Raw genomic sequence first — 26,073 nt, 5'->3', positions numbered from 1 at the left:
TCACTTCTTGCTCCCGTACAACTGCTCCACCAGGGACTTCAGGACCTGGTCCGTGCGCGGCCCGTAGTTCAGGAGCACCCCGTCGTCGATCGAGACGACGCGGCGGTCGAGACCGGCCGGGGTCTCGGCGACACCGGGGACCTTGAGCAGACCCTCCACGCCGTCCACCGACGCGAGCCCCTTGGACATCACCAGGATCGCGTCCGGCGCGGCCTTGGCGAGGGCCTCGCTGGTGATCGCCGTGAAGTCCTTCTTCAGGCCCGACGCCTTGCCCGCGTCGACCGCGCCCGCCGCCTCCAGGAGCGAGCCCGCGCCGGACTCGCGGCCGCCGAGCAGATAGACGGACGCGGAGCCGCGCAGATAGAGGAAGGCGACGCGGGGCTTCTCGGTGCGGGCGGCGGCCGGGATGGATTTGCGGACCTGCGCGATGCGCTCCTGCGTACGGGACTTGAGCTCGTCGCCCGACTTCCCGACCCCCAGCGTCCTGGCCACCGCGTCGATCCGGGGGCCCACGTCGTCGAGGCTCTTCGCCGGGTCGAACACCACGAGCGGGATGCCCGCGTCACGTATCTGCTCGATGGCCTCCGCGGGCCCCGTCGAGGTGTCGGCGAGGACGACCGTCGGCTTCAGGGAAAGGACGCTCTCCGCCGACACGTCGTGCGCGCGCGTCACCACCGGCAGCTTCTTCGCCTGCTCGAAGGTCGCGGTGATGTCGCGGGCCACGACGTTCTCGCCGAGCCCCAGCGTGAACACGATCTCGCTCAGGCTGCCGGTGAGCGGCACGATCCGGCTCGTGTCCTCGACGGTGACCTTCTTGCCGTCCGCCGACGTGACGGTGGCGGGGAGCACGGGATCGGGGCGGGTCTTCAGGGGCTCGACCCGGTCGGGCGCGGAGGCCGCCGCCTTCGCCTTCGGGGATGTTCCGCCGCCGTCGTCCGACGACGATCCACAGCCCGTGAGGGTCAGGGCGAGAACGGCGGTCCACGCGCCGGCCCTGCGGATTGAGCGCGGCATACGCACCGAAGTCCACCGTCCTGTCGTGCAGTTGAGGGCCTGTCGCCGGCGTTGTCCGTGGTGTCGGGAGGGTTGCCGTGGGGTGCCCGGGTCTGGATGGCCGGGATGGGGGTTCCAGCCGGAGTGATCGTAGTTTAGGTTAGCCTTACCTCATTAGCCACATCTGGAGGGGTCCCATGTCGTCGTCAGGACAGGCGCGAGCCGTCGCCCGCGGCTCGGCCGTGGCCGTGCTCACCGCACTCGTCGGAGCGCTGCTCCCGGCGGGTGTCGCGCACGCCGAGGACCGCACGGTCCAGGGCGGACGGCTCGACTGGGGCATCAAATCCTCCTTCCAGAGCTACGTCACCGGGCCGATAGCCCAGGGGAGTTCGACGCTTCAGGGCGGCGCCGCCACGGTCGGCGGCAGCCAGTTCCGCTTCCATTCGGCGAAGGGCTCGTACGACCCGGACAGCGGGGCCTTCAGCGCCGGGTTCTCGGGCGGGGTGCACTTCCTCGGGCACAAGAAGGGCGGCTCGTATGAGCTCGACCTCACCATCAGCCGCCCCACCGTCAAGATCTCCGGAGGCTCCGGCACGCTCTACGCCGACATGGTCAGCAAGGAGAAGGGCACGGGCAAGGTCACGTCCACCGCTCAGGTGCCCCTCGCGAACCTTGGCATGTCCGGCATCAACATGAAGGGCGGATCGGGACCGATCGCCCTCAACAACCTTCCCGCGACGCTCACTTCGCAGGGCGCGAAGGCCTTCGCCGGGTACTACACCGCGGGCACCGAACTCGACCGGGTCAGCCTGTCCACGGACCTCGTGGCGAAGTCCGGCTCCGGCGGTCCTTCGAAGAAGCCGTCGCCCAAGCCCTCAAAGACCCCGGACTCCGGCAAGAAGACGAAGGCCGGCCGGATCGAGGACGCGGCCGTCGACTGGGGCGTGCGCCGCACCTTCCGCGAGTACGTCACCGGCTCCATCGCCAAGGGCGAGTGGAAACTGACGGACGGGGCCGAGGACGGCGGCGCGCTCTTCCGCTTCCCCGAGGGCGAGGGGACGTACGACAAGAAGAAGCAGACCCTCGACGCGGACTTCGCGGGCACGCTGCGCTTCACCGGCGAGCACGGCCTCGACCTCGCGCTGAGCAAGGTCGCCGTCGAGGTGAAGGACGGCAAGGGCACGCTCCTCGCTGACGTGAAAAGCAAGGGCGACAAGGGCGTCACGCTGAAGAAGGCCCCGCTGATCACCTTCGCGGCCAAGGAGCTGAAGCCCGAGGACGGACTCGTCTCCCTCACCGAAGTGCCCTCGAAGCTCACCGCCGACGGCTCCAAGGCGTTCGGCGGCATGTACAAGGCGGGCTCCGAGATGGACCCGCTCTCGCTCGCCGTCGCCCTCGACGCCGACGCGAAGCTGCCCGCGCTGCCCGACCTCGGTTCGTCCGCGAGCCCGACGCCCAAGGCGAAGAAGGCCGCAGCCGAGCCGAAGACCGAGAACGCCGCCGACTCCTCCGACTCCTCGTCGCCCGCCGTGCCGATCGGCATCGGCGCGGGCGTGGCGGTGCTGCTCGCCGGGGCGGTCACGTTCGGGGTCGTACGCAAGAAGCGCGCGACGACGGCCACTTCCGGTGCCGCGTCGGACTCCTGACTTTCTCTCCCTCCCCGCTCATCCACTCTTCTTCCGTACCTCTCCAAGGAGAAGCCTGATCATGGCCGCCACCCGTAGACCCATCACCCTCGCGGCAGCCGTCGCCACCGCCGTCACGCTCGGCGCGACCGCCCTGACCCTCCCCGCGCTCGCCGCCGACGGCGGTTCCGCCGCCGCGCCGCCGAAGCTGGAGCTCAAGGACGGCACGCTGGACTGGGGCCTCAAGGAGTCCTTCCGCAAGTACGTCACGGGCATCGCCGCGGGCAAGATCGAGGCCACGGACGGCGCCAAGCAGGCCGCCGACAACGGGGTGTTCACCTTCACCGACGGCACGGGGACGTACGACACCGGGACGCACGCCACCGACACCGCCTTCAAGGGCAGCGTCCGTTTCGTCTCCACGGCCCACCGCTTCGACATCAAGGTCGCCGACGTCAAGGTCCGCACCGAGGGCACGGGCGGCGCCATCCAGGCCGACGTCACCCTCAACGGCGCCACCCAGAACGACATCGACCTCGCCGCGCTCGACCTGACCGGAATCAGGCCGGGCCAGGGCGAGGGCGGCGCGATGACCTTCAAGGACATCCCGGCGACGCTCACGGCGGACGGCGCCAAGGCCTTCGACGGCATGTACAAGGAGGGCGACAAGCTCGACCCGGCCACGCTCACGGTGACGGCGGGCGGCCCCGTGACCGAGAAGCCGACCGAGACACCCAAGCCCACCGGGACGCCGAAGCCCACCGAGACCCCGAAGCCGACCGCGAAGCCCACCCAGACGCCCGAGCCGACGCAGAAGCCGACCGAGACGCCCAAGCCGACGTCCGGCACCGAGCAGCCCGCGGGCGAGGTGTACGACGGCTCGCTCGCCTGGGGCGTGAAGGAGAGCTTCCGCCGCTACATCGAGTCCGGCGGCGGCGCCACGCTCTCCGGCGGCGCCGAGAAGAACGACAACGGCTACGACTTCCCGTTCGCCGAGGGGGATGTGGACAGCGACGCGAAGAAGCTGAACGCGTCCTTCGGCGGCGCCGTCCGCTTCGAGTACAAGGCGCACGGCATCGACATGAAGTTCAGCGACATCAAGGTGGCGGCGAACGGCACCAAGGGCACGCTGACCGTGGACGTCACCACCCCCAAGGGCACCGACAACGACGTGAAGTTCGCGACGCTGGACCTCTCCAAGGCGTCGTACGCGGCGAAGGACGATGTCGTCGTGCTCGACAAGGTGCCGGCGGCGTTCACCGCGGCGGGCGCGAAGCAGTTCGAGAGCGAGGACGCGCCGTCCGGCTACAAGGAGGGCGACGCGATCGACCCCGTGACGGTGGCGCTCTCGGTCGCCGAGGGCGCGGAGCTGCCGGGCGGCGGTGGCGGTGACGGTGACGGTTCGACGGGCGGCTCCACCTCCGGTACCACCGGCGGGGGTTCGTCCGACCTCGGTGGTGGCTCGGTCGGCGGGGGTACGGGGGGCTCGATGGCCTCCACCGGTGCGTCGATGCCCACGGGGGCGCTGCTCGGCACGGCGGGGGCGGTCATCGCCGCGGGTGCGGGAGCTGTCTACGTGGCCCGGCGCCGTACGGCCTGAGGATGCTTGAATGCCGGAGTGACAGAACCACTTGGCGGCCTTGAGGGCCTTGAAGGCCTTGAGGGTCTTGAGATCCTTGACGTCCTGCGAGTCTTCTGCGGGCCCGACGGCCGGCACGGCAACGAGTTGGGTGTCGTGCGCGACGGGGCCCGCGTGCCCGGGCGGGGCGAGCGGCAGGAGATCGCCGCGAAGCTCGGCTTCAGCGAGACGGTGTTCGTCGATGACCCCGAGCGCGGGGTCATCGACATCTACACCCCTACGCTGCGGCTCCCCTTCGCCGGGCACCCCTGCGTGGGGACGTCCTGGCTCCTGGACGTGCCCGAACTCGTCACTCCCGCGGGGGTGGTGGAGGCCCGCCAGGACGGGGAGTTCAGCTGGATCGCGGCGCGGCCTGAGTGGGCTCCGGCGCGGACGCTGCGCGCCTACGGCACTCCGGCCCAGGTGGACGCCCTGGTGGTGCCCCCGCCGGGGGAGTGGGTGTACGCCTGGGCGTGGGAGGACGAGGCCGCTGGGCGGGTCCGTGCGCGGGGCTTTCCCGGCCGGGACGACGGCATCCGGGAGGACGAAGCCACGGGGGCGGCGGCGCTGCTCCTGACGGAGCGGCTCGGGCGGGCGCTCAACATCACGCAGGGGCGTGGCTCACAGATCCTTACGGCGCCGGCGCCGGGCGGTTTGATCGAGGTGGGGGGACGGGTCAGCCTGACGGGGGCCTGAGGCTCCACGCCTCCGGCGGATTTGTCCCCAACCCCGCCCCTTCCCAAAAACTCGCTGGCGCGAGGGCCTTGTGCGTGCCGTTAATCACCGGCTTCGCCGAGTTCGTCCTCAAACGCCGGACGGGCTGGATACATCCGGCCCGGGCCGGATAGTTCCAGCCCGGCCGGCGTTTGAGGCCATCTTGTACGGGGTCTGGGGCGAAGCCCCCGCAGGGTTCGTCCTACGCCGACAGGGGGAACTCGGCTCCCAGCTCACGGAACACCTGCGTATTCAAAGCGAAAGCGCGCTTGCATTCGTCCACGATCCGCTGCCGCTCAAGCTCATCGGGAACGACCTCCCCGAGCCCGTCGAGCAGCTCCCGGTAGCCCCGCTTGAACGCGGCCGGGTTCGAGATTCCCTCGAAGACGTAGAAGCGGACGCCGTCGCCCTTGCGGGCGAAGCCCCACGTCTGCTCCGCCTTGCCGCGGATGATCTGGCCACCGGAGAGATCGCCGAGGTAGCGGGTGTAGTGGTGGGCGACATAACCGCCGGGCCACTCCTGCGCGCACTCCGCGACCCGCGCCGCATACGCCGCGGTGGCGGGCAGCGGCGCGGCCCAGGACTTCCAGCCCGCACCCCGCAGATGGGCCAGGTCCCGCTCCAGTTCCGCGACGCGCAGCAGCTCGGGCCGGATGAAGGGCCCGGCGACCGGATCGTCGCGCAGCGCGTCGGCGCCCTCCTCCAGGGCGCGGTACACGAACCACAGCTGTTCCGTGTAGCGCGCGTACGCGTCGACGCCCAGCTTGCCGCCCAGCAGGTCGCTCATGAACGTCGAGGTCTCCGCCTCCGTGTGCTGCTCGTGCGACGCGGTGCGGATAACCGTGGAGAACGGTTCCATGAGGGACCTCCGAAGCCGAAGAAAGCGCGGGAAAGCGAAGGAACGCACCATCCCGACGGATGGCGGGAACCAGTACGACCGCTACCGATCATCTAAGTTAGGCTTACCTAAGTCAACTGGTTCCCGACGTCCTGTCGGTAAAAACGCTACCCGCTCAGAGGTCAGGGAAGCGTGAGAATCTCGGTTCCGCTGTCCGTCACCACGAGTGTGTGCTCGAACTGCGCGGTGCGCTTGCGGTCCTTCGTCACGACCGTCCAGCCGTCGTCCCACATGTCGTAGTCGTGGGTGCCGAGGGTCAGCATCGGCTCGATGGTGAACGTCATGCCGGGCTTGATCACCGTCGTCGCGTGCGGGCTGTCGTAGTGCGGGACGATCAGGCCGGAGTGGAACGACGTGTTGATGCCGTGGCCGGTGAAGTCGCGGACCACGCCGTAGCCGAAGCGCTTGGCGTACGACTCGATGACGCGGCCGATGATGTTGATCTGGCGGCCGGGCTTGACCGCCTTGATGGCGCGGTCGAGTGATTCGCGGGTCCGCTCCACCAGGAGCACGGACTCCTCGTCGACGTCTCCGACCAGGTACGTGGCGTTGTTGTCGCCGTGCACACCGCCGATGTACGCGGTCACGTCGAGGTTGATGATGTCGCCGTCGTTCAGGACGGTGGAGTCCGGGATGCCGTGGCAGATGACCTCGTTGACGGAGGTGCACAGCGACTTCTTGAAGCCGCGGTAGCCCAGCGTGGAGGGGTAGGCGCCGTGGTCGCACATGTACTCGTGGGCCACGCGGTCCAGCTCATCGGTGGTCACGCCGGGCGCGATGTGCTTGGCGGCCTCGGCCATCGCGCGCGCGGCGATACGGCCCGCGGTGCGCATCAGCTCGATGGTCTCGGGGGTCTGCACCTCGGGCCCGGTGTACGGGGTGGGTGCGGGTTTCCCCACGTACTCCGGGCGCCTGATGTTTCCCGGGACGGGGCGGATGGGGGAGAGCTCCCCTGGGACGAGCAGTGACTGGCCAGACATGCCAGCGAGTCTAACCAGCGGTCGTGGGGCAGCATGGCGGGAGAGAGAGGAGCAGACATGCCACTGTTCAAGAAGCGGACCGTCGGCAAACCGGGCGAGTGGTACTACTGCCTGGAGCACAAGACGGTCGAGGAGGGCCCCGACTGTCCGGGCAAGGACCGCTTCGGACCCTACGCGTCGCGCGAGGAGGCCCAGCGCGCGATGGAGACCGCCGCCGAGCGGAACCTGGAGTGGGAGACCGACCCGAAGTGGCACGACAAGGACCCCGGCGGCTCCTGACCCGCCGCCGGGGCGCCGCGGCCGGCTACCGGGCGGCCGAACCCTCCCGGCGGCGGGCCGCGTCCTCGTCCGTGCTCGCGTCGTACGACACCAGCTTCGGCAGCAGCGCCGTCAGCGCCGCGACCGAGGCCACGCAGGCGAGGCCGCCGGACCAGATCGCGGTACGGGTGCCGGTCCAGCCGGCGGCGGCCCCGGCGCGGACCTGGCCCAGCTGCGGTCCGACGCTGTAGCTGAGCACCTCTATGCCCGCGAGCCTGCCGCGCAGCTCGTCCGGGATCGTCTGGTTCCAGATGGTGGAGCGGCCGAGGCCGCTGAGCATGTCGCCCGCGCCGGCCAAGGCCAGGCACACCAGGACCACCCAGACGTTCCCGAACCATCCGGCGGCCGTGATCGCAAGGCCCCACCCCGCCGCGCCGAACACGACGAGCAGCCCGTGCCGCCGCACCCGTGACGTCCACCCGCTGGTCAGGCTCAGCAGCAGCGAGCCGACCGCCCCGGCCGCGTACATCAGGCCGAGCGACCACTCGGCGTCAAGATCCTCCGCGAGGAACGGGAAGATCGTGTTCGGGAAGGCGAAGAACATCGCCGCCATGTCGATCGCGTACGTGCCGAGCAGCACCGGCCGTGACCAGGCGTACCGCGCGCCTTCCGCGAGGCCCCGCAGCGACGGCTTCTCCGCGTCGTGCGCGGGAGGCGCGGGGGCGATGCGGGCGCACAGGGCCACGGAGGCGGCGAAGCAGGCCACCGTGATCGCGTACGCGGGTGGGTGGCCCGCGTAGGCGACGACCAGGCCCGCGAGCGAGGGGGCCGCGATGGCGCCGACGTTCCAGCGCAGGGAGTTGAGCGCCGCGGCGGCGGTGAGTTGGTCGTGCGGCACGATGCGGGCCATGAGGGAGTCGAGGGCGGGGCGTTGCAGGCCCGCGAGCGCGGAGACTCCCGCGGCGACCACGTACAGCGGCCAGAGCAGTGGCTCGGGGAGCAGGGCGTTCACGAGGAGTACGGCCGCGAGGAGGCCGAGGCCCGCCTCGGTCAGGAGGATCACCTTGCGCCGGTCGACCGCGTCGGCCAGTGCGCCGCCGTAGAGCCCGAAGACGATCAGCGGCACCAGTTCGACCGCGCCCATCGCCCCGACGGCGAGCGGCGAGTCGGTGAGGTCCTTGATCTGCAACGGCAGCGCGACCAGCGCCATGAAGCTGCCGAAGGTGGTGACGAGCCCCTGGACCCAGAGCAGCCGGAAGTCACGGGTGGAACGCCAGGGGGAGAGATCGGGCAACACGGAGGAGAGAGACACGAACAGCCATGCTCTGTGCGCAGGCGTGCCCGCGGCAACCGTATTTTTCCGGCCGGGGGAGCTTTATGCGTGGCCCCAGGGCCGGGGCGGGGCGCGTCGCGCGTGCCCCCGGCCCACCGCTCCGCGGGGATCTATCCCACCCACCCACCCGATTACCCCACATCGCCCGGTTGCCCCCGGGCCCACCGCTCCGCGGCGGATGTCTTCCACCCACCCGCCCGATTGCCCCTCATCGCGCGCTTGCCCCTGGGCCCACCGCTTCGCGGCGGATCTTTTCCGCCCGCCCGTTACCCGGCGGATGACGCGGGGTGCTCGGGTGGGTGGGCGGGAGACATCCGCCGCGGAGCGGCGGTCTGGAGCGGAAGCCCGCCGCGCTCACGGCCACCGGCCAGGACAGGCCGGCTCACCACCGTGCCGGTGGTGGGGAAGTGAGGTGGTCGGCCAGGCGGGAGAGGCGGTCCCGGAGTCGCCGCCGCCCCCGCGCAGCCGGACCCGCGTTCTCGCCCGCCGCCGCGCTCACCAGATGCTGGACCATGTCGAGATCGAGGTCCGGCGACTCCGGTACGGCGAGCGCCTCGTGCGCCATGGACCGCAGATCGCCGTGCCCCGAACCCAGGGCAAGCACCGTCGCCCCCGCCGCGCGAGCGTCGTGCACCCGCTCGAGCAGCCCCGCCCCCGGCGGCTCCGCGGGCGTGTCCGGCGCCACCACGAGCAGCGTCTCGCCGCGCCGCGCCGCCTCGATCCGGCCGAGCCCGGTCGAGAGATGGGCGGGATCCCCCTCCCGTACCCGGTGGCGTACGAGCGTCGGCGTCAGTTCCGGCGTCCCGGACCACGCCGCCTCGTCCACGAGATGCGCGGCCAGATGCCACGGCTCGTACGCCTCCGTGCCCACCAGGAGCAGCCCGCCCCCGTGCGGCACCACGGAGGACCGCAGCGTCCCCGCGAAGCGGCGCGTCGCGCCCACCCACTCGGTTCCGGCGAGCACTTCGCGAAGGAGCGCGACCCGTACGGCGTCCATGGGGCGGCATCCTGCCTCAACGGGCGAGTCGTCAGGCGGCGTTCACCGGGAATTCGCCCGAGGTGGGGACGGACCGGGGATGGCTGATGAGACAAGTGTTCCTTTCCGCGCCGGACGCGAGGGCTACGCGAGCTTCCGCATCCCGGCCGTCGTGCGCACGAACTCCGGCACCCTGCTCGCCTTCTGCGAGGGCAGGGTCGGCTCGCAGGACGACTTCGGCAACATCGACGTGGTCCTGAAGCGGTCCGCCGACGGCGGCCGCACCTGGGGCCCGCTCCAGGTCGCCGCCAAGAACGGCGCCGACCTCGCGGGCAACCCCGCCCCCGTCGTCCTGGACACCGGCCGCGTCCTCCTCGTGCACGTACGCAACGCCGCCGCCGCGACCGAGGACGCCATCCGGCGCGGCAAGGTCTCCGCCGCGAACGGCCGCCGGGTCTGGGTCCAGCACAGCGACGACGACGGCCTGACCTGGTCGGCGGCCAGGGAGATCACCGGCCAGGCGAAGAAGGCGAACTGGCGCTGGTACGCGACCACGCCGGGCCACGCCGTCCAGCTGGGCGAAGGCAGCGCTGCCGGACGGATCGTCGTGCCCGCCAATCACTCCCTGCCGCCCTCCGGTACGGACAACGGCACCGAGGGCAAGTACAACGGCGGCCACTGCCTGCTCAGCGACGACCTCGGGCAGACCTGGCGCATCGGCTACATCGACGACAACACCGACGGCTATGTGAACGTCAACGAGACCACCGCAGCCGAACTCCCCGACGGGCGGCTCTACTTCAACACCCGCAACGACTCCCCGGCCCCCGGCACCAGGGGCGACGCCTACTCCGCGGACGGCGGCCACAAGCTGGTCAAGCCCTTCCGGCCGCAGGCGGGTCTCGTCGGCCCCGTCGTCGAATGCAGCGTGCTCCAGCTGCGTACGCCCGACGTCCTGCTCTTCTCCGGGCCCGCCGACCCCGGCTTCCGCGCCCTGATGACGGTGCGCCGCAGCCGCGACGGCGGCATCACGTGGCAGGACGCGTACACGGTGGACGGGCTGCCCGCCGCGTACTCCGATCTCGTCCGCGTCGACGACGAGACCGTCGGACTTCTCTACGAGACGGGGGACTTCAGCGCGTACGAGACGATCACCTTCCGGCGGATACCGGTGGCGGCGCTGGTCTGACGCGGGTGGTCGGCGGACGGTGAGTAAGGTCGGCCGCATGACCTCTAACGACAGTGTGCAGAAGGCTCCGGCCAAGGACCCGTGGGAGCTGCCCGACGTCTCCGGGCTCGTCGTCGGCGTGCTCGGCGGCACCGGCGACCAGGGACGCGGCCTCGCCTACCGCCTCGCCCGCGCGGGCCAGAAGGTGATCATCGGCTCCCGTGCGGCCGAGCGGGCGCAGACCGCCGCCGACGAGCTCGGCCACGGCGTCGAGGGCGCCGAGAACGCGGAGTGCGCGCGGCGCAGCGACATCGTGATCGTCGCCGTGCCGTGGGACGGGCACGGCAAGACCCTGGAGGCGCTGCGCGAGGAGCTGAGCGGCAAGCTCGTCGTCGACTGCGTGAACCCGCTGGGCTTCGACAAGAAGGGCGCCTACGCCCTGATGCCCGAGGAGGGCAGCGCCGCCGAGCAGGCCGCCGCCCTGCTTCCGGACTCCAGGGTCACGGCCGCCTTCCACCACCTCTCGGCGGTGCTGCTCCAGGACGCGGCCGTCGAGGAGATCGACACCGACGTCATGGTCCTCGGCGAGGTCCGCGCCGACACGGACATCGTCCAGGCGCTCGCCGCCCGCATCCCCGGCATGCGGGGCGTCTTCGCGGGCCGTCTGCGCAACGCGCACCAGGTCGAGTCCCTCGTGGCCAACCTGATCTCCGTGAACCGGCGCTACAAGGCGCACGCGGGGCTGCGCGTGACCGACGTCTAGGACGTAGCGGGCATGGGGGACACTGGATGCGGACGCCGTTCGCGTACGTCGCTGCGTGCGGTGTCCCCGCGTCACCCGAACCGACCCCCGACAGGAGCCGACCCCCATGCCCCGCCTCGCTCTCTACGCCCTCACGGTCTGCGTCCTCGCCGTCGCGGCGGCCGTGGTCTCCTTCGTCCAGGGCAACTGGATCGGCGTCGTCTGGGTGCTGCTCGCGGGGCTCTCGTCGAACATGGCGTGGTACTACCTGCGCCGGGCGAAGGCCGAGCGGAACGCGCGCGCCGCTACGGGTTGAGCGTGCAGTACTGGCTCGGGTCGCCGTCCCAGAAGCGGTAGAAGTCCTGACCGCAGTACGTCTCCAGATCGCCGACGCCCAGGCCGCGCAGGATCGCGTCGATCGCGTCGAAGAACGCGCCGTTGACCTCGGGGATCCACAGGATGCCGAAGACGGCGATCAGGCCGAACGGCGCGAACGGCTCCACCTGGCGGCGGATCTTGTGCGAGAGCCAGGGCTCGATCACCCCGTAGCCGTCCAGGCCGGGGATGGGCAGCGAGTTCAGGATCGCGGCCGTCACCTGGAGCAGGGCCAGGAAGCCGAGCGCGAACCGGAAGGTGTCCGGGACGCCGGAGAGCGCGTCGAGCCAGAAGGGCGCGGTGCACACGATCGCGAAGAGGACGTTCGTCAGCGGCCCCGCGGCCGAGATGAGGCTGTGCTTCCACTTGCCGTGGATCCGGCCCCGCTCGATGAAGACGGCGCCGCCGGGCAGACCGATGCCGCCCATGATCACGAAGAGCACCGGGAGCACGATGCTGAGCAGCGCGTGCGTGTACTTGAGCGGGTTGAGGGTCAGATAGCCCTTCGCGCCGATGGAGATGTCGCCGCTGTGCAGGGCGGTGCGCGCGTGCGCGTACTCGTGCAGACAGAGCGAGACGATCCAGGCGGCCGTCACGAAGAGGAAGACGGCGAGCCCGGGATTGTCCGCGAATCCGGTCCACACGGCCCAGCCGGAGACCGCGGTGACGGCGGCGATCCCGAGGAAGACGGGACTGATCCGCCGGTCGCTGCGTCGAGTGGGAGCGGTGGTCATGGAGTGGGGCTCCTGGGTCTGGCGGGCCGGTTGTCGTACGGGACCGTACCCCGGTGTACGCCGAAAACGTCTCGCACTCGGTGGGGAGTTCCGGGGAAGGTGGAGGCATGGCGCTGTGGAACGTGATGTACGACGACTGGCAGATGGAGTGCTGCGGGACGCCGTTCTCCGTGGGGGACGAGGTGACGTGGCAGCTGGGCGGCGGCCCGGCGCTCTACTCCGTGGAACGGCACGGGAAGTACGGGCCCGACACGGTGGGGCGCGTGCGGTCGATCCAGCTGGTGACGCAGGGCTTCGCACTGCGGGCCGGCACGTACGAGCCGGTGGAGGGGGAGAGGTCGCTCCACCCGGTGGAGAAGTGCCCGAAGTGGTTCACGGACCCGGTGGACGGCTGCCGGGAGAAGGGGCACTTCCGCAGGGAAGTGGGCGTGCTGGTCTCCCTGGAGGTACGGGAGGACTCGGCCTGACCGCCACCGCCGGATACGCCGGCACCCGGGACCCGCAGTGCTTTCGGCCCGGCGCGGCACCTGACATCGCTCCGCACCTCCACCAGAGACAATGGACCCCGTGCGCTATCGCATTCTCGGCACCACCCAGGCATTTCACGCCGACGGAACCCATGCCCCCGTCGGCGGCTCAAGGCTGCGTGCTCTCCTGACGGTCCTTGCCCTGCGCGCTCCCCGTCCCGTCCCGGTGGCCGCGCTGGTCGGCGAGGTGTGGGACGGTGATCCGCCCGCCGACGCGACCGGGGCGGTGCAGGCGCTCGTGGGGCGGCTGCGCAGGGCCGTCGGCGCCGACGCGATCGCCTCGACCGACGGCGGCTACCGGCTGTGCGCCGCGCCGGACGACATCGACCTGTACCGCTTCGACCGGCTCGCGGGCGAGGGCGTGGACGCCCTCGCGGACGGTGACGCGGCCAAGGCCGCGACGATCCTGGACGACGCGCTCGCCCTCTGGCAGGGGCCCGCGCTCGCCGACCTCCCCGACCGCACGGCGGAGGCCGCCCGGTGGGAGTCGCGCCGCCTCGAAGCCCGCCGCGCACGCCTTGCCGCGGCGCTCGCCCTGGGCAGGGCCGAGCAGGCGCTGCCCGAGCTCGCCGCCCTGTGCGACACCCACCCCCTGGACGAGCCGCTCCAGGCCCTGCGGCTGCGGGCGCTGCGCGACGCGGGCCGCCCGGCTCAGGCGCTCGCCGCCTACGACGGCGTACGGCGGCTCATCGCGGACCGCATCGGAGCCGATCCGGGACCGGAACTGCGCGCGCTGCACGAGGAGTTGCTCCGCAGCGACACCCCGCCGCAGCCGCCCGCGGGGCCCCGCCCGCCGCAGAGACCGCAGGGCAATCTGCGCGCCAGGCTCACCTCCTTCGTCGGCCGCGAGGGCGACATCGAGGCCATCCGGGGCGATCTGGAGCGGGCCCGCCTCGTCACGCTGCTCGGCCCCGGCGGCGCCGGCAAGACGCGGCTCTCGCAGGAGGTCGCCGAGGCTCACGCGGACGGCGTGCCCGACGGCGTATGGCTGGCGGAGCTCGCGCCGGTCGAGGACCCCGACGCCGTGCCCGAGGCGGTCCTGACCGCGCTCGGCGCCCGTGAGACGGTGCTGCGCGGCGCGGGCGCCGAAGAGCTGCGGGCGGTGTCGGAGCGGCACGGCGACGACCCCGTCGTCCGCCTCACCGAACACTGCGCCTCGCGCCGCATGCTCCTGATCCTCGACAACTGCGAGCACGTCATCGACGTCGCCGCCCGCCTCGCGGACCGGCTGCTCGCGCACTGCCCCGGCCTCACCGTCCTCGCCACCAGCCGCGAACCCCTCGGCGTACCGGGGGAGTTGCTGCGCCCCGTGGAGCCGCTGCCGGAGCCCATCGCGCTTCGCCTGCTCGCGGATCGCGGCGCGGCGGCAAGGCCGGGCTTCCGCATCGAGGACGACGCGGAAGCCGCCGCCGAGATCTGCCGGCGTCTCGACGGGCTTCCGCTCGCCATCGAGCTGGCCGCCGCCCGGCTGCGCGTGCTCACCCCGCGCCAGATCGCCGACCGCCTCGACGACCGCTTCCGCCTCCTGACGAACGGCGCCCGTACGGTCCTGCCCCGCCAGCAGACCCTCCGCGCGGTCGTCGACTGGTCCTGGGACCTCCTCGACGACCCCGAACGCGCCGTCCTGCGCCGCCTCTCCGTCTTCTCGGGCGGCTGCGACCTGGCCGCCGCCGAAGCGGTGTGCGGGGCCCCGCCCCTCCACCGGCCGCTCGACATCGCGGACGTACTGGGCTCCCTGGTCGACAAGTCCCTCGTCGTCGCCGCCCCTTCGCAGCGGGGCGGCATGCGCTACCGGCTGCTCGAAACCGTCGCGGAGTACGCGGGCGAACGCCTCGACGAGGCCGGTGACCGCGCCGCCGCCGAGCGGGCCCACCTCGTGTACTTCCGGGAGTTCGCCCGGCTCACCGAACCGCGGCTGCGGGGCGGCGGCCAGCGGGAAGCCGTCGAGGGACTCGAGATCGAGTACGAGAATCTGCGCACCGCCCTGCGGCACGCGGTCGCCGCCGGTCAGGAGCAGGAGGCGCTCTGCCTCGTCCTCTCGCTCTCCTGGTTCTGGACGATCCGCGACCTGCGCGTCGAGATCCGCAACTGGTCCCGCGAGGTCGTCGCGCTCGGCCCCGACCCCTTCGCCCGCCCCGTCACCCCGGTGGAACCGCTCTACGAACGCTGCACGGACAGCCCGCCGCCGATGCGCCCCGAGGTGCTCGAAGAGGCGCGGCGCGGAGTCCACCTCATCCAGCTCTCCTGCATGGACATGAACCTGGAGGCCTGGCAGACGCCGGAGGCCGTCGACAAACTCGCGGGCATCCGGGAGGCGTACCGGCCGGGTCTTCCGCAGACGTGCTGGTCGCCGGGGAGCCTGTGGTTCTTCGCGGTGATGCTCGAGGGGGACATCACCCGGCTGTACGAGATCATCGACGCGACCATCGCCTCCTGCCGCGAGCTCGGCTACGACTGGGAGCTCGCCGCATCCCTCCAGCAGCGCGCCAACATCCGCGCCAACCGCGCCGACTGGGCGGGCGACGCGCGCCGTGACGCCGACGAGTCCTTGGAGATCTTCACCCGGCTCGGCGACGTGTGGGGCATGGCCGAGGCGCTCTCCTCGCGCGGCGAGGCCCATGAGCGGCGCGGACGCTACACCCTGGCCGCCGAGGACTTCGGCGCCGCCATCGAGCACGCGGAGACGCTGGGCGCCCCCGCGCAGGTCAGCGTGCTCATGGCCCGGCTCGGGGGAGTGCTCGCCGAGGCGGGCGAACTGGCCAGGGGCGAGGAGCTGCTCTGGGCGGTCATGGAGCGTGACGGCGTGACCAGCAGCAACGGCGAGTCGATGCCCGCCGCCCGGTTCTTCCTCGTCGACCTGCTCGGCCGTACGGGCCGCTCCGCCGAGGCCCGCGAACAACTGCGGCTGCTGCGGGAGGACTTCAAGGCCGTCGAGTTCGTCATCTTCGAGGGCTTCATGCTGGGCGCCGAGGCGTGGCTCGACACCGTGGACGGCCGCCATGCGGAGGGTCTTGCCGTGGCGCGCTCCGCGCTCGACAAGTCCCTCGACCCGCTGACCAAGATGATGGCGCCGCAGATGACCTCCGTGCATCTCACCACCGCCGCCCGCGCCCTGGCCGCGCTGGACGGCGGCCGGCATGCCGCCGACGCCGCGCGGCTGATCGCCGTCGCCCGCCGTGAGCTGCCGCCGGGTCACTTCGCCGCCGCCGCGGAGCGCGAGATCAACACGGCCGCCGAAGAGACGGCGCGCGCGGCACTGGGTGACGCCGCGTACGAAGCCGCGTACGCGGAAGGCGGCGAACTCTCCCTGGAGGAGGCCGCCGCCCTCTGCGACAGGTACATCAAGTAGCCCGTGGAGTATCGGCCGATCAGCTCTTGGTGCGGAACTTGTGGATCGCGATCGGCGCCATCACGACCGTGAGCACCACCGACCAGCCGACCGTCACCCAGATGTCGTGGGCGACCGGGCCGCCCACCATCAGGCCGCGCGCGGAGTCCGCGAGCGAGGACAGCGGGTTGTAGTCGGTGAAGGCCTGGAGCCAGCCCGGCATCGACTGCGTCGGCGCGAAGATCGACGAACCGAACTGCAGCGGCATCAGGACCAGGAAGCCCATCGCCTGCACGGACTGGGCGCTCTTCAGCGACACGCCGAGGACCAGGAAGATCCACATGATGGCGGAGCCGAAGAGGGCGGACAGGCCCACTGCGGCGAACAGACCGCCCCAGTTGGTGATGTCGAAGCCCACCAGGACACCGACGATCATCATGACCGCCGTGGCGACGAGCATCCGCATGAGCTCCACCACGATCTTGGCGAAGAGCACCGAACCCTGACCGATCGGCAGGGTGCGGAAGCGGTCCATGATGCCGTTCTGGAAGTCCTGGTTGAAGCCGGTGCCGACGGCCATGGCGATGTTCATGCTCATCATCGCCATCATGCCGGGCACCACGTACTGCACGTACTGGTCCTGGCCGCCGCCGAGCGCCTGGCCGATGGAGCCGCCGAAGACGTACACGAACAGGAGCGTGAAGATGATCGGCATCAGGATCGCGTCGAGCATCGACTCCGGGTCCTGGCGGATCCACAGGAGGTTGCGGCGGACCAGGGCGCTGGTGTGGCGCACGTGGTCCCGCAGGCCTATGCGGGCGTCCGCCTCGCCCTGGTGGAGGGGCGGCGTGAGAGTGGTGGTGCTCATACGGCAACCTCCTCGAGTTCGGGGCGGGCGTCCTGCGGGGCGCTGGCCTTCTGGCCGGTGATGGAGAGGAACACCTCGTCCAGGCTGGGCAGTTCGGTGGCGATCGAGCCGATCGTGATGCCGCGCGCGGTGACCGCGCCGACCACGGCGGTGAGCTGCTCGTCGCTGAGGATCGGCACCAGGACCGTGCCGGACTCGGCGTCCACGGTGGAGGTGGCGAGGCCGGTCAGGCCCATGTCGTCGAGCGCACCGGCCAGCGGGCGCAGTTCCAGCGGGTCGGCCGGGCGGATGCGCAGGGTGCGGCCGCCGACCTTCGCCTTCAGCTCGTCGATGCCGCCGTTGGCGATGACCTTGCCGCGGTCGATGACGGTCAGTTCGGAGGCCAGTTGCTCGGCCTCCTCCATGTACTGCGTGGTGAGCAGCACCGTGACGCCGTCGGTGACCATGCGCTTGACCTCGGCCCACACCTCGTTGCGGGTGCGGGGGTCGAGGCCGGTGGTCGGCTCGTCGAGGTAGAGGACGGAGGGGCTGCCGATCATCGACGCCGCGAGGTCGAGGCGCCGGCGCATGCCGCCGGAGTAGGTCTTGGCGGGGCGGCCCGCCGCCTCGGTGAGGGAGAACCGCTCCAGGAGCGAGTCGGCCTTCGACCGGGACTCCTTGCGGGAGAGGTCGAGGAGCCGCCCGATCATGTAGAGGTTCTCGCGGCCCGAGAGCTTCTCGTCCACGGCCGCGTACTGGCCGGTCAGGCCTATGACCCGGCGGAGCTGGCGGGGCTGCTTCACCACGTCGTACCCGGCCACGACGGCCGTGCCCGAGTCCGGGGTGACGAGGGTGGAGAGGCAGCGTACGAGGGTGGTCTTGCCGGCGCCGTTGGGACCGAGAACGCCGAGGACCGTGCCTTCGCGTACGTCGAGGTCCACGCCGTCCAGTGCTTTGGTCTCGCCGTAGTGCTTGACCAGTCCCCTCACGGTGACGGCGCTTCCTGCGCCGCCGGGGATGTCGTCGATTCGCTTCATGCCGTAAGAGTGGCAGCCCCCACCGACAAACCACCGACAGCCCGCCTACACCCGGATGCCGGGCCGCGGGGCGCATGTCGGCGGGAAAAGCGGACAGCCCGTCGACGGGGGAAATCGACGGGCTGCCGGTGGTGCCGCTATGGCTTGTGCGGCGGGGTCAACCCGCCGGTGGTGCTAGTGGACCGAGTGCTCCGCGGCGGGGAACGTGCCGCCCACGACGTCCTCGGCGAACGCCTTGGCCGCGCCGCTCATCACGTTCCGCAGCTCCGCGTACTGCTTCACGAAGCGCGGCATCTTGCCGCCGGTCAGGCCCAGCATGTCCGTCCAGACCAGGACCTGCGCGTCGCAGGCGGCGCCCGCGCCGATGCCGACCGTCGGGATGTGCAGCGAGCGGGTGACCTCGGCCGCGAGCTCCGCCGGTACCAGTTCGAGGACCACGGCGAAGGCGCCCGCGTCCTGCGCGGCCTTCGCGTCGCGAAGAAGGCGGTGCGCCGCCTCGTCGCCGCGGCCCTGGACGCGGTAGCCCATGGTGTTCACGGACTGCGGCGTGAGGCCGAGGTGGGACATGACGGGGATGCCGGAGGAGACGATCAGCTCGGTCTGGGCGAGCGAGCGCTCGCCGCCCTCGAGCTTCACCGCGCCGACCCCGGCCTCCTTCACCAGGCGCGTCGCCGAGCGAAGCGCCTGGACGGGCCCTTCCTGGTACGAGCCGAAGGGCAGGTCACCGACGATCAGGGCGCGCGACGTGCCCCGTACGACGGCCGCGGACAGCATGGTCATCTCGTCGAGCGTGACGGGCACGGTCGTCTCGTACCCGAGGTGGCAGTTGCCCGCCGAGTCGCCGACCAGCATCACGGGGATGCCTGCCTCGTCGAAGACGGACGCGGTCATCGCGTCGTAGGCGGTGAGCATGGGCCACTTCTCGCCCCGCTCCTTGGCGGCGGTGATGTCCCGGACGGTAATGCGGCGGGAGCTCTTGCCTCCGTACAGCGCCTTGCTGCTGTCGGCGGACTGGCTCGCGGCGGGACCCGCAGGCTGGTTCTGGGCAGCCGGAAGTTGCGTCATCGCAACGGCTCCTTCTGTTATCTCGAGGCGCCCTGACGGCGTCCCCGGATCTCCTCCATGGTGGCATCGCGTGCCGCAAGTCGGCTAGTGCCCTCCTTCGGTAAAGTCTTTACAATACGAGACGGTCTCGTATCGGAATGGCTCTAGGCTTGATGCCATGACTACTCCCGCCGTCTCCACCCCTCGCATACCGGAGGCCGTGCACCGGCGCCGTTGGGCGATCCTCGGCGTCCTGATGCTGAGCCTGTTGATCGTGGTGCTCGACAACTCGATCCTGAACGTCGCCATCAAGACGATCTCGACCCCGGAGCCCACGGGCCTGGGGGCCACCCAGGGCGACCTGGAGTGGGCCATCAACTCCTACACGCTCGTCTTCGCCGGGCTCCTCTTCACGGCGGGCCTGCTCGGCGACCGGCTCGGCCGCAAGAAGATGCTGCTAGTGGGCCTCGCCGTCTTCGGCATCGGCTCCGCGCTCGCCGCCGAGTCCGGCTCACCCGTCCAACTCATCCTGTTCCGCGCGGTGATGGGCCTCGGCGCCGCCTTCGTGATGCCCGCCACCCTCGCCGTCCTGATGAACGTCTTCGAGCGCGAGGAGCAGCCCAAGGCCATCGGCATCTGGGCGGGCGGCGTCGGCCTCGCCATCGCGATCGGACCCATCACCGGCGGCGTCCTGCTCGACCACTTCTGGTGGGGCTCGGTCTTCCTGGTGAATGTGCCGATCGTGATCGTCGCGATCGGCCTGATGATCTGGCTCGTCCCCGAATCACGCGACCCCAAGCCGGGCCGCATCGACCTGGTGGGCGTGGGCCTGTCCATCGTCGGCCTCGTCCTGCTCGTCTACGGCATCATCAAGGGCGGCCAGCTCGCCGACTTCACCGACCCCAAGGTCCTGGGAACCATCGTCGCGGGCATCGCCGTACTCGTCGGCTTCGTGCTGCACGAGAAGCGCAGCGACCACCCGTCCATCGACATCTCGTACTTCAAGAACCGCGTCTTCTCGGCGGCGATCAGCTCCCTCGCGCTCGTCTTCTTCGCGCTGATGGGCGTGACGTTCTTCGCGGTCTTCTACACGCAGAGCGTGCGCGGCTACTCCCCGCTCCAGACCGGCCTGCTCATGCTGCCGCTCGCCGCAGCCCAGCTCATCTTCGCGCCGCGCGCCCGCCTGGTCGTCGACCGCTTCGGTGTCCGCGCCGTGTGCGCGGGCGGCCTGCTGCTCCTGGCCGCGATGCTCGCCGCCTTCACGATCCTGGAGGCCGACACGCCGATCTGGATCCTGGAGGTCATGTTCTTCCTCATGGGCACCGGCATGGCGCACATCATGACGCCCGCGAGCGTCGTCATCATGCAGGCCCTGCCCCGCGAGAAGGCCGGCTCCGCCTCCGCGCTGAGCAACACCTTCCGGCAGGTCGGCGGCGCCCTGGGCATCGCCGTGCTCGGCTCCGTGCTCTCCGCGGCCTACCGCAGCGGCGTCGAGGACAAGCTGACCCTGCTGCCCGCCGACATCCGGCACACCGCCGGCGAGTCCATCGAGGCCACCCTCGGCGTCGCCGCCAAGCTCGGCCCGCGCGGCGAACCCCTGGTGACCGCCGCCCATGACTCCTTCCTGCACGCCATGCACGTCACGGCGCTCTGCGGCGCGGGCGTCGCCCTGATCGGCGTCGTGGTCGTCGCCCTGTTCCTGCCGGGCCGCACGCCCCGGGAGCCGGAGCCCGGGCAGCGGAAGGCCGACCCGGTGGGCGCCGGGCACTGACGGCTCCCGGGCAGGGACAATCGACCCTGCGCAGCGGCGGACGACGAGAGGCGGAGCAGACGTGGGCCACATCGCCAAAGGCGCCAGGGGGCGTCCCCGAAGCGAGGCCGTGGAGCGGTCGATCGTCGAGGGTGCCCTGAAGCTGATCGAGGACGGCGAGCCCCTCGCCGGAATCTCCATCGAGCGGATCGCGCGCACGGCGGGTGTGGGCAAGGCCACCATCTACCGTCGCTGGAGCGGCAAGGAGGAGCTCTTCGTCGACATCCTGCGCGGCATGGACGACCCCCCTCCCGAACTGCCCGGGGTGTCCATGCGCGGCGACATCATCGTCTGCCTGGAACATCTGCGCAGGCGCGGCGTGAACCTGCGCTCGTCCGCCCTGCTGCACAACGTGTTCGCGCAGATGAAGAGCCTGCCGAAGCTGTGGGAGGCGTATCACGCGACCGTCATCGAACCCCAGCGCCGCGTCATGCGCGAGGTGCTGCGCCGGGGCGTCGAGAACGGCGAACTGCGCGCGGACGTCGACATCGTGCTCGCCAACGATCTCTTCGTGGGCCCCATGCTCGTGCGCACCATCCTGCGCTCCGACGCACCCCTTCACGAAGGCCTCGCCGAGCAGATCGTGGACACCGTCCTCGAGGGATTGCGGCCCACGGGGTGAATGTGCGCGTTTCGTCACAGCCGACCCGTTGTGCGGGGAGATGCGGAACCCACCGAGCCGCCCGGCTCGTCATCGTCCCGTACGGCCGTCTCGGACGGCAGGGAGGACTCCCGTTTATCGCCTAGGGTTTCAGGGGCGAGGACGGTTGCACGGCACCAGTGAGGCGACGAGCGTATGGCGCAGGCGTATGTGACGGAGACAGGCAGCGGGGGCACGGGACCCGGCCGCCAGGGGTCCCGGTTCCGGCGCCTGGTCGACGGGTGGCGCAATGACCGGGGCATCTGGAAGCGCGGCCTCGTCACGGCGGGGATCGCGGTCCTGCTCTCCCTGGTGATGCTCTTCCACGCACAGATCCCGAACGGCGTGGGAAACCTCGGCAGTCTCATCGAGACGTTCCTGCCCTGGCTCGGCGTGCTGATCCCGGTCCTGCTCGTCGTCGGCTTCGTCCGCAAGTCCGCCACCGCGCTGATCGCCGTGCTGCTGCCCGCGGTCATCTGGGTGAGCTCCTTCGGCGGCCTGATCACCGGCAAGTCCGCCACCGGCGGCGATCTGACGGTCGCCACCCACAACGTGAACGCGGACAACACCGACCCGTCGGGCACCGCCCGTGACGTCGCCGCGTCCGGCGCCGACGTCGTGGCGCTCGAGGAGCTCACGGCCAACGCCGTCCCGACGTACGAGAAGGCCCTGGCCGGCACGTACAAGTACCACTCGGTGCAGGGCACCGTCGGCCTGTGGAGCAAGTACCCCCTGACCGGCACCAAGCCCGTGGACATCAAGCTGGGCTGGGTCCGTGCGATGCGGACGACGGTCGTCACCCCCAAGGGCGAGGTCGCCGTCCACGTCGCCCACCTGCCGTCGGTGCGGGTCAAGCTCGACGCGGGCTTCACCGCCAACCAGCGTGACGCGAGCGCCGACGCGCTCGGCGAGGCGATCGCCGACGAGAAGCTCTCCAAGGTCGTGCTGCTCGGCGACCTGAACGGCACGATGAACGACCGGGCCCTGAACGCGGTCACCGCGCAGATGCGCTCCACGCAGGGTGCGGCGGGGGACGGCTTCGGGTTCAGCTGGCCGGCGTCGTTCCCGATGGCGCGGATCGACCAGATCATGGTGAAGGGCGTCGAGCCGATGTCGTCCTGGACACTGCCGGAGACGACGAGCGACCACCTGCCCATCGCGGCGCGGCTGGAGCTCTAGCTCCTAGCCCTGCCCCCCCGGCGGGCGTCACTCCCGCCACATGGTGCACATCCGTTTTTAACCTCACGGAATACTGAGCCTGAGAGGGTTTGTTCCGTACGTAAACTTACGGAACACCCGTCCCCCTTGCATCCCCTCCCCGATGCATCCCCTCCTGCGCTCCCCCCGGAAGGTTTTTCATGCCCCTGGCCCTGCTCGCCCTCGCCGTGGGCGCCTTCGGCATCGGTACGACCGAGTTCGTGATGATGGGCCTGCTGCCCAACGTCGCCGACGACCTGGGCATATCCATCCCCACCGCCGGACACCTGGTCTCGGCGTACGCCCTGGGCGTCGTCATCGGTGCCCCGCTGCTCGCCGCGGTCACCGCGCGCATGCCGCGCCGCCGCGTCCTCATCGGCCTGATGGTGCTCTTCGTCTTGGGCAACGCGCTCTCGGCCGCCGCCCCCGACTACCACTGGCTGATGGCCGCCCGCTTCCTCAGCGGCCTTCCGCACGGCGCGTTCTTCGGCGTCGGCGCGGTGGTCGCCACCGGTCTGGTGGCTCCCGAGCGCAAGGCGCGCTCGGTCTCGCTCATGTTCCTCGGCCTGACCGTCGCCAACATCGTCGGCGTGCCCGTGGCCACGGCCATGGGGCAGCAGCTCGGCTGGCGCGCCACGTTCCTCGCGGTCAGCGCGATCGGCCTGGGAGCGATCGCGGCGCTGGCCTTCTTCGTACCCGCCGACCACGCCCACGGCGAGAGCGGCGGCCTGCGCGGCGAGCTGCGGGCGCTGCGGAGCGTTCCGGTCTGGCTCGCGCTCGGCACGACCGTCGCCGGCTTCGGCGCCCTGTTCTCCGCGTACAGCTATGTGACGCCCATGCTCACGGACGCGGCGGGCTACGCCGAATCCAGCGTCACGCTGCTGCTCGCCCTGTTCGGTGTCGGCGCGACCGCGGGCAACCTGCTCGGCGGCCGGCTCGCCGACCACTCCCTGCGGGGCACGCTCTTCGGCGGGCTCACCGCCCTGGTCGTCGTCCTCGCCTTCTTCCCGCTCATGATGGGGGCCGCGTGGAGCGCGGCGATCGCCGTGGCACTGCTCGGCATGGCGGCGTTCACGACGGGCTCGCCGCTGCAGCTGATGGTCATGGAGAAGGCGTCCGCGGCCCCCTCCCTGGCCTCGTCCGCGAACCAGGCGGCGTTCAACCTCGCCAACGCGGGCGGCGCCTGGATCGGCGGCATCGCGCTCGCCGCGGGCTTCGGCGTGACGTCGCCCGCGGTGGCGGGGGCGTTCCTCGCGGTGCTCGGCCTGGCCGTGGCCGGGCTCGCGTATCTGGTGGACCTGCGCTCGCCCGTGGCCGGCAGCGGCCGCCTGGTGGCGGCGCACTCGGTGCCCGACCGCGAGACGACCCACGCCGGGTAGGCAGGCGGCCGGACGGGCGCGAGGGGTCAGACGGACTTCTCGCGCCACCGATTGGTGATCGGCAGCCGCCGGTCCTTGCCGAAGCCCTTCGCGGAGATCTTCGTGCCCGGCGGATACTGCCGCCGCTTGTACTCGGCGGTGTCCACCATCCGCAGCGTCTTGACGACCAGCTCACGGTCGTACCCGGCGGCGACGATCGCGTCCGCGCCCTGGTCGCGGTCCACGTACATCTCCAGGATCGCGTCCAGGACGGGATAGTCCGGCAGCGAGTCCGTGTCCACCTGGCCGGGCCGCAGCTCCGCGCTCGGCGGCTTGCTGATGGAGTTCTCCGGGATCGGCGGAGTCTGCCCGCGGTCCAGCGCCGCACGGTTGCGCCACTGCGCGAGCCGGAAGACCACGGACTTGTAGACGTCCTTGATCGGCCCGTACGCCCCGACCGAGTCGCCGTAGAGCGTCGAATACCCCACCGCGAGCTCGGACTTGTTGCCCGGTGCGAGAACGATGTGACCCTCCTGGTTGGAGAGGGCCATCAGCATCGTGCCGCGCAGCCGCGACTGGAGGTTCTCCTCGGCGAGACCGCTCAGACCAAGCGAGCCCATGTACGCGTCGAACATCGGCGCGATCGGCACGGTACGGAAGTTGAGCCCCGTACGCCGGGCCAGGTCCTCCGCGTCGCCGATGGAGTGGTCCGAGGAGTAGCGGGACGGCATGGCGACGCCGTACACGTTCTTCGCGCCGAGCGCGTCGCAGGCGATCGCGGCGGTGAGCGCGGAGTCGATGCCTCCGGAGAGGCCGACCAGAACGCTGCTGAATCCGTTCTTCGCGGCGTACGCGCGCAGCCCGACGACCAGCGCCGAGTACACCTCTTCGTCGTCGTCGAGCCGCTCGGCGTACCCGCCGGTGAGCTCCGGCTCGTACGCCAGGGGCTCCTCGGAGAGGGTGACGTGCTCGATGCGCAGCCCGTCGTCCACGACGCCCGACGGCGGCTCGGGAGCGGCGGCGGGCAGCTCCAGATCCAGGACCACACAGCCCTCGGAGAACTGCGGTGCCCGCGCGATGACTTCGCCGTCGCGGTCCACGACGAGCGAGTCGCCGTCGAAGACGATGTCGTCCTGACCGCCGATCATGGCGAGGTAGGCGGTGGTGCAACCGGCCTCCTGCGCACGCTTGCGCACCAGCTCAAGACGCTGGTCGTCCTTGTTCCGCTCGTACGGCGACGCGTTGATGGAGAGCAGGAGGCCCGCCCCCGCCGTGCGCGTGGCCGGGACGCGGCCGCCGTCCTGCCAGAGGTCCTCGCAGATGGCGAGCGCGACGTCGACGCCGTGCACCCGCACGACCGGCAGGGTCTCGCCCGGCACGAAGTAGCGGAACTCGTCGAAGACGCCGTAGTTCGGCAGGTGGTGCTTGGAGTACGTCAGAACGGCCCGGCCGCGGTGCAGCACCGCGGCGGCGTCACGCGGGGCGCCCGCGGGCTGGCCGTACTTCGGCTTGGCCTCCTCGGTGCGGTCGAGATAGCCGACGACGACCGGCAGTTCGCCGTACCCCTCCTCGTCCAGCCGCGTCGCGAGCGTACGCAGCGCCGCCCGCGAGGCGTCGACGAAGGACGACCGCAGGGCCAGATCCTCGACGGGGTAGCCGGTCAGCGCCATCTCGGGGAACGCGACGAGGTGCGCTCCCTGCTCGGCGGAGTGCCGGGTCCAGCGGACGATCGCCTCCGCGTTCCCGGCGAGATCGCCGACGGTCGAGTCGATCTGATTCAGGGCGAGGCGTAGTTGAGGCACGGAACACAGTCTAATCGTCAGAGCGACGCGATGTCCTGTGCGGCAGGTGTGGGGCGCCCCACGCAGGGG

General features: G+C 71.1%; 23 protein-coding genes. 13 read left to right on the top strand and 10 right to left on the bottom strand.

Translation table 11 applies throughout. The features are described 5' to 3' along the window. Positions 1-1,014, bottom strand: a complete 1,014-nt coding sequence (locus tag ABZ906_RS15955; RefSeq protein ID WP_361382355.1) for an ABC transporter substrate-binding protein — start codon at positions 1,012-1,014, stop codon at positions 1-3. A gap of 176 nt (positions 1,015-1,190) precedes the next feature. On the opposite strand from ABZ906_RS15955, the gene ABZ906_RS15950 reads away from it, so the two are divergent. The 3 genes from ABZ906_RS15950 (at position 1,191) to ABZ906_RS15940 (ending at position 4,932) form a co-directional block, all read left to right on the top strand. Continuing rightward, positions 1,191-2,639: an HtaA domain-containing protein gene (locus ABZ906_RS15950; protein ID WP_361382352.1), complete on the top strand. Its 1,449-nt coding sequence runs from the start codon at positions 1,191-1,193 to the stop codon at positions 2,637-2,639. Positions 2,640-2,700: 61 nt separating this feature from the next. Next, entirely contained in the window at positions 2,701-4,218 is a 1,518-nt protein-coding gene (locus ABZ906_RS15945; protein ID WP_361382349.1) for an HtaA domain-containing protein, read from the top strand. Between the two features lie 18 nt (positions 4,219-4,236). Continuing rightward, positions 4,237-4,932 carry a PhzF family phenazine biosynthesis protein gene (locus ABZ906_RS15940; RefSeq protein ID WP_361382346.1) on the top strand — a complete coding sequence of 232 codons (696 nt, stop codon included), beginning with the start codon at positions 4,237-4,239 and terminating at the stop codon, positions 4,930-4,932. Positions 4,933-5,152: 220 nt separating this feature from the next. Here the strand turns inward: ABZ906_RS15940 and ABZ906_RS15935 are convergent, their stop codons facing one another. Then, a complete protein-coding gene (locus tag ABZ906_RS15935; RefSeq protein WP_361382343.1) occupies positions 5,153-5,809 on the bottom strand; it encodes a biliverdin-producing heme oxygenase in 657 nt (218 codons plus the stop codon). A gap of 161 nt (positions 5,810-5,970) precedes the next feature. Beyond that, positions 5,971-6,828, bottom strand: coding sequence for a type I methionyl aminopeptidase (gene map / locus ABZ906_RS15930; protein WP_361200825.1), 858 nt, complete (start codon positions 6,826-6,828; stop codon positions 5,971-5,973). A 57-nt stretch (positions 6,829-6,885) separates the two neighbouring features. Here map and ABZ906_RS15925 point away from each other — a divergent pair, with 57 nt between their 5' ends. Further along, complete coding sequence (locus ABZ906_RS15925; protein ID WP_361200826.1) at positions 6,886-7,107, top strand: hypothetical protein; 222 nt, start codon at positions 6,886-6,888, stop codon at positions 7,105-7,107. A gap of 25 nt (positions 7,108-7,132) precedes the next feature. Here the strand turns inward: ABZ906_RS15925 and ABZ906_RS15920 are convergent, their stop codons facing one another. Both ABZ906_RS15920 and ABZ906_RS15915 read right to left on the bottom strand, forming a co-directional pair. Then, positions 7,133-8,404: an MFS transporter gene (locus tag ABZ906_RS15920; RefSeq protein WP_361383199.1), complete on the bottom strand. Its 1,272-nt coding sequence runs from the start codon at positions 8,402-8,404 to the stop codon at positions 7,133-7,135. A 397-nt stretch (positions 8,405-8,801) separates the two neighbouring features. Then, complete coding sequence (locus ABZ906_RS15915) at positions 8,802-9,416, bottom strand: hypothetical protein (RefSeq protein ID WP_361200828.1); 615 nt, start codon at positions 9,414-9,416, stop codon at positions 8,802-8,804. A gap of 79 nt (positions 9,417-9,495) precedes the next feature. On the opposite strand from ABZ906_RS15915, the gene ABZ906_RS15910 reads away from it, so the two are divergent. The 3 genes from ABZ906_RS15910 (at position 9,496) to ABZ906_RS15900 (ending at position 11,621) form a co-directional block, all read left to right on the top strand. Further along, positions 9,496-10,584: a sialidase family protein gene (locus ABZ906_RS15910; RefSeq protein WP_361382340.1), complete on the top strand. Its 1,089-nt coding sequence runs from the start codon at positions 9,496-9,498 to the stop codon at positions 10,582-10,584. A 37-nt stretch (positions 10,585-10,621) separates the two neighbouring features. Further along, positions 10,622-11,326 carry an NADPH-dependent F420 reductase gene (gene npdG / locus ABZ906_RS15905; protein WP_361382337.1) on the top strand — a complete coding sequence of 235 codons (705 nt, stop codon included), beginning with the start codon at positions 10,622-10,624 and terminating at the stop codon, positions 11,324-11,326. Between the two features lie 106 nt (positions 11,327-11,432). Next, positions 11,433-11,621 (top strand): hypothetical protein, encoded by a 189-nt coding sequence (locus ABZ906_RS15900; RefSeq protein WP_361200834.1) that lies wholly within the window; start codon positions 11,433-11,435, stop codon positions 11,619-11,621. Here the strand turns inward: ABZ906_RS15900 and ABZ906_RS15895 are convergent. Further along, positions 11,611-12,414, bottom strand: a complete 804-nt coding sequence (locus ABZ906_RS15895) for a site-2 protease family protein (RefSeq protein ID WP_361200836.1) — start codon at positions 12,412-12,414, stop codon at positions 11,611-11,613. The two genes, ABZ906_RS15900 and ABZ906_RS15895, sit on opposite strands and share 11 nt — an antisense overlap. 107 nt (positions 12,415-12,521) lie before the next feature. Here ABZ906_RS15895 and ABZ906_RS15890 point away from each other — a divergent pair, with 107 nt between their 5' ends. Further along, a complete protein-coding gene (locus ABZ906_RS15890; RefSeq protein ID WP_361382334.1) occupies positions 12,522-12,881 on the top strand; it encodes a DUF6578 domain-containing protein in 360 nt (119 codons plus the stop codon). Positions 12,882-12,972: 91 nt separating this feature from the next. Then, positions 12,973-16,290, top strand: coding sequence for a BTAD domain-containing putative transcriptional regulator (locus ABZ906_RS15885; protein ID WP_361382331.1), 3,318 nt, complete (start codon positions 12,973-12,975; stop codon positions 16,288-16,290). 19 nt (positions 16,291-16,309) lie between these two features. On the opposite strand, the gene ABZ906_RS15880 is transcribed toward ABZ906_RS15885, so the two are convergent. The 3 genes from ABZ906_RS15880 to panB all read right to left on the bottom strand — a co-directional run bounded on the left by ABZ906_RS15880 (position 16,310) and on the right by panB (position 19,218). Next, positions 16,310-17,137, bottom strand: a complete 828-nt coding sequence (locus ABZ906_RS15880; RefSeq protein ID WP_361382328.1) for an ABC transporter permease — start codon at positions 17,135-17,137, stop codon at positions 16,310-16,312. Further along, positions 17,134-18,153 (bottom strand): ATP-binding cassette domain-containing protein, encoded by a 1,020-nt coding sequence (locus ABZ906_RS15875; protein WP_361200844.1) that lies wholly within the window; start codon positions 18,151-18,153, stop codon positions 17,134-17,136. Before ABZ906_RS15875 ends, ABZ906_RS15880 begins: the two co-directional genes overlap by 4 nt. 174 nt (positions 18,154-18,327) lie before the next feature. Continuing rightward, positions 18,328-19,218, bottom strand: a complete 891-nt coding sequence (gene panB, locus ABZ906_RS15870) for a 3-methyl-2-oxobutanoate hydroxymethyltransferase (protein WP_361382325.1) — start codon at positions 19,216-19,218, stop codon at positions 18,328-18,330. 157 nt (positions 19,219-19,375) lie between these two features. Between panB and ABZ906_RS15865 the strand changes: the two genes are divergently transcribed. The 4 genes from ABZ906_RS15865 (at position 19,376) to ABZ906_RS15850 (ending at position 24,223) form a co-directional block, all read left to right on the top strand. Continuing rightward, positions 19,376-20,968 (top strand): MFS transporter, encoded by a 1,593-nt coding sequence (locus tag ABZ906_RS15865; RefSeq protein ID WP_361382321.1) that lies wholly within the window; start codon positions 19,376-19,378, stop codon positions 20,966-20,968. Between the two features lie 61 nt (positions 20,969-21,029). Then, the gene (locus ABZ906_RS15860) at positions 21,030-21,629 is read left to right on the top strand and encodes a TetR/AcrR family transcriptional regulator (RefSeq protein WP_361200849.1); all 600 of its coding nucleotides are present in this window, start codon (positions 21,030-21,032) and stop codon (positions 21,627-21,629) included. Positions 21,630-21,803: 174 nt separating this feature from the next. Next, entirely contained in the window at positions 21,804-22,826 is a 1,023-nt protein-coding gene (locus ABZ906_RS15855; RefSeq protein ID WP_361382318.1) for an endonuclease/exonuclease/phosphatase family protein, read from the top strand. Between the two features lie 179 nt (positions 22,827-23,005). Continuing rightward, positions 23,006-24,223 carry an MFS transporter gene (locus ABZ906_RS15850; protein WP_361382315.1) on the top strand — a complete coding sequence of 406 codons (1,218 nt, stop codon included), beginning with the start codon at positions 23,006-23,008 and terminating at the stop codon, positions 24,221-24,223. A 26-nt stretch (positions 24,224-24,249) separates the two neighbouring features. Here the strand turns inward: ABZ906_RS15850 and ABZ906_RS15845 are convergent, their stop codons facing one another. Next, on the bottom strand, positions 24,250-26,004 hold the full coding sequence (locus tag ABZ906_RS15845) for an NAD+ synthase (RefSeq protein WP_361382312.1): 1,755 nt from the start codon (positions 26,002-26,004) through the stop codon (positions 24,250-24,252). Positions 26,005-26,073: the final 69 nt, after the last annotated feature.

Origin of the sequence: Streptomyces sp. NPDC046925, assembly GCF_040644915.1 — a bacterium.
Classification (GTDB): Bacteria; Actinomycetota; Actinomycetes; order Streptomycetales; family Streptomycetaceae; genus Streptomyces.
Note: the sequence above shows the minus strand (reverse complement) of the source record. Positions and strands in the feature narration are given on the sequence as shown.

Coding starts and splice junctions, on each gene's coding strand:
- ABZ906_RS15955 (WP_361382355.1), bottom strand. CDS start 1,014: ATGCCGCGCTCAATCCGCAGGGCCGGCGCGTGGACCGCCGTTCTCGCC.
- ABZ906_RS15950 (WP_361382352.1), top strand. CDS start 1,191: ATGTCGTCGTCAGGACAGGCGCGAGCCGTCGCCCGCGGCTCGGCCGTG.
- ABZ906_RS15945 (WP_361382349.1), top strand. CDS start 2,701: ATGGCCGCCACCCGTAGACCCATCACCCTCGCGGCAGCCGTCGCCACC.
- ABZ906_RS15935 (WP_361382343.1), bottom strand. CDS start 5,809: ATGGAACCGTTCTCCACGGTTATCCGCACCGCGTCGCACGAGCAGCAC.
- map (WP_361200825.1), bottom strand. CDS start 6,828: ATGTCTGGCCAGTCACTGCTCGTCCCAGGGGAGCTCTCCCCCATCCGC.
- ABZ906_RS15925 (WP_361200826.1), top strand. CDS start 6,886: ATGCCACTGTTCAAGAAGCGGACCGTCGGCAAACCGGGCGAGTGGTAC.
- ABZ906_RS15915 (WP_361200828.1), bottom strand. CDS start 9,416: ATGGACGCCGTACGGGTCGCGCTCCTTCGCGAAGTGCTCGCCGGAACC.
- ABZ906_RS15910 (WP_361382340.1), top strand. CDS start 9,496: ATGGCTGATGAGACAAGTGTTCCTTTCCGCGCCGGACGCGAGGGCTAC.
- npdG (WP_361382337.1), top strand. CDS start 10,622: ATGACCTCTAACGACAGTGTGCAGAAGGCTCCGGCCAAGGACCCGTGG.
- ABZ906_RS15900 (WP_361200834.1), top strand. CDS start 11,433: ATGCCCCGCCTCGCTCTCTACGCCCTCACGGTCTGCGTCCTCGCCGTC.
- ABZ906_RS15895 (WP_361200836.1), bottom strand. CDS start 12,414: ATGACCACCGCTCCCACTCGACGCAGCGACCGGCGGATCAGTCCCGTC.
- ABZ906_RS15890 (WP_361382334.1), top strand. CDS start 12,522: ATGGCGCTGTGGAACGTGATGTACGACGACTGGCAGATGGAGTGCTGC.
- ABZ906_RS15885 (WP_361382331.1), top strand. CDS start 12,973: ATGGACCCCGTGCGCTATCGCATTCTCGGCACCACCCAGGCATTTCAC.
- ABZ906_RS15880 (WP_361382328.1), bottom strand. CDS start 17,137: ATGAGCACCACCACTCTCACGCCGCCCCTCCACCAGGGCGAGGCGGAC.
- ABZ906_RS15875 (WP_361200844.1), bottom strand. CDS start 18,153: ATGAAGCGAATCGACGACATCCCCGGCGGCGCAGGAAGCGCCGTCACC.
- panB (WP_361382325.1), bottom strand. CDS start 19,218: ATGACGCAACTTCCGGCTGCCCAGAACCAGCCTGCGGGTCCCGCCGCG.
- ABZ906_RS15865 (WP_361382321.1), top strand. CDS start 19,376: ATGACTACTCCCGCCGTCTCCACCCCTCGCATACCGGAGGCCGTGCAC.
- ABZ906_RS15855 (WP_361382318.1), top strand. CDS start 21,804: ATGGCGCAGGCGTATGTGACGGAGACAGGCAGCGGGGGCACGGGACCC.
- ABZ906_RS15850 (WP_361382315.1), top strand. CDS start 23,006: ATGCCCCTGGCCCTGCTCGCCCTCGCCGTGGGCGCCTTCGGCATCGGT.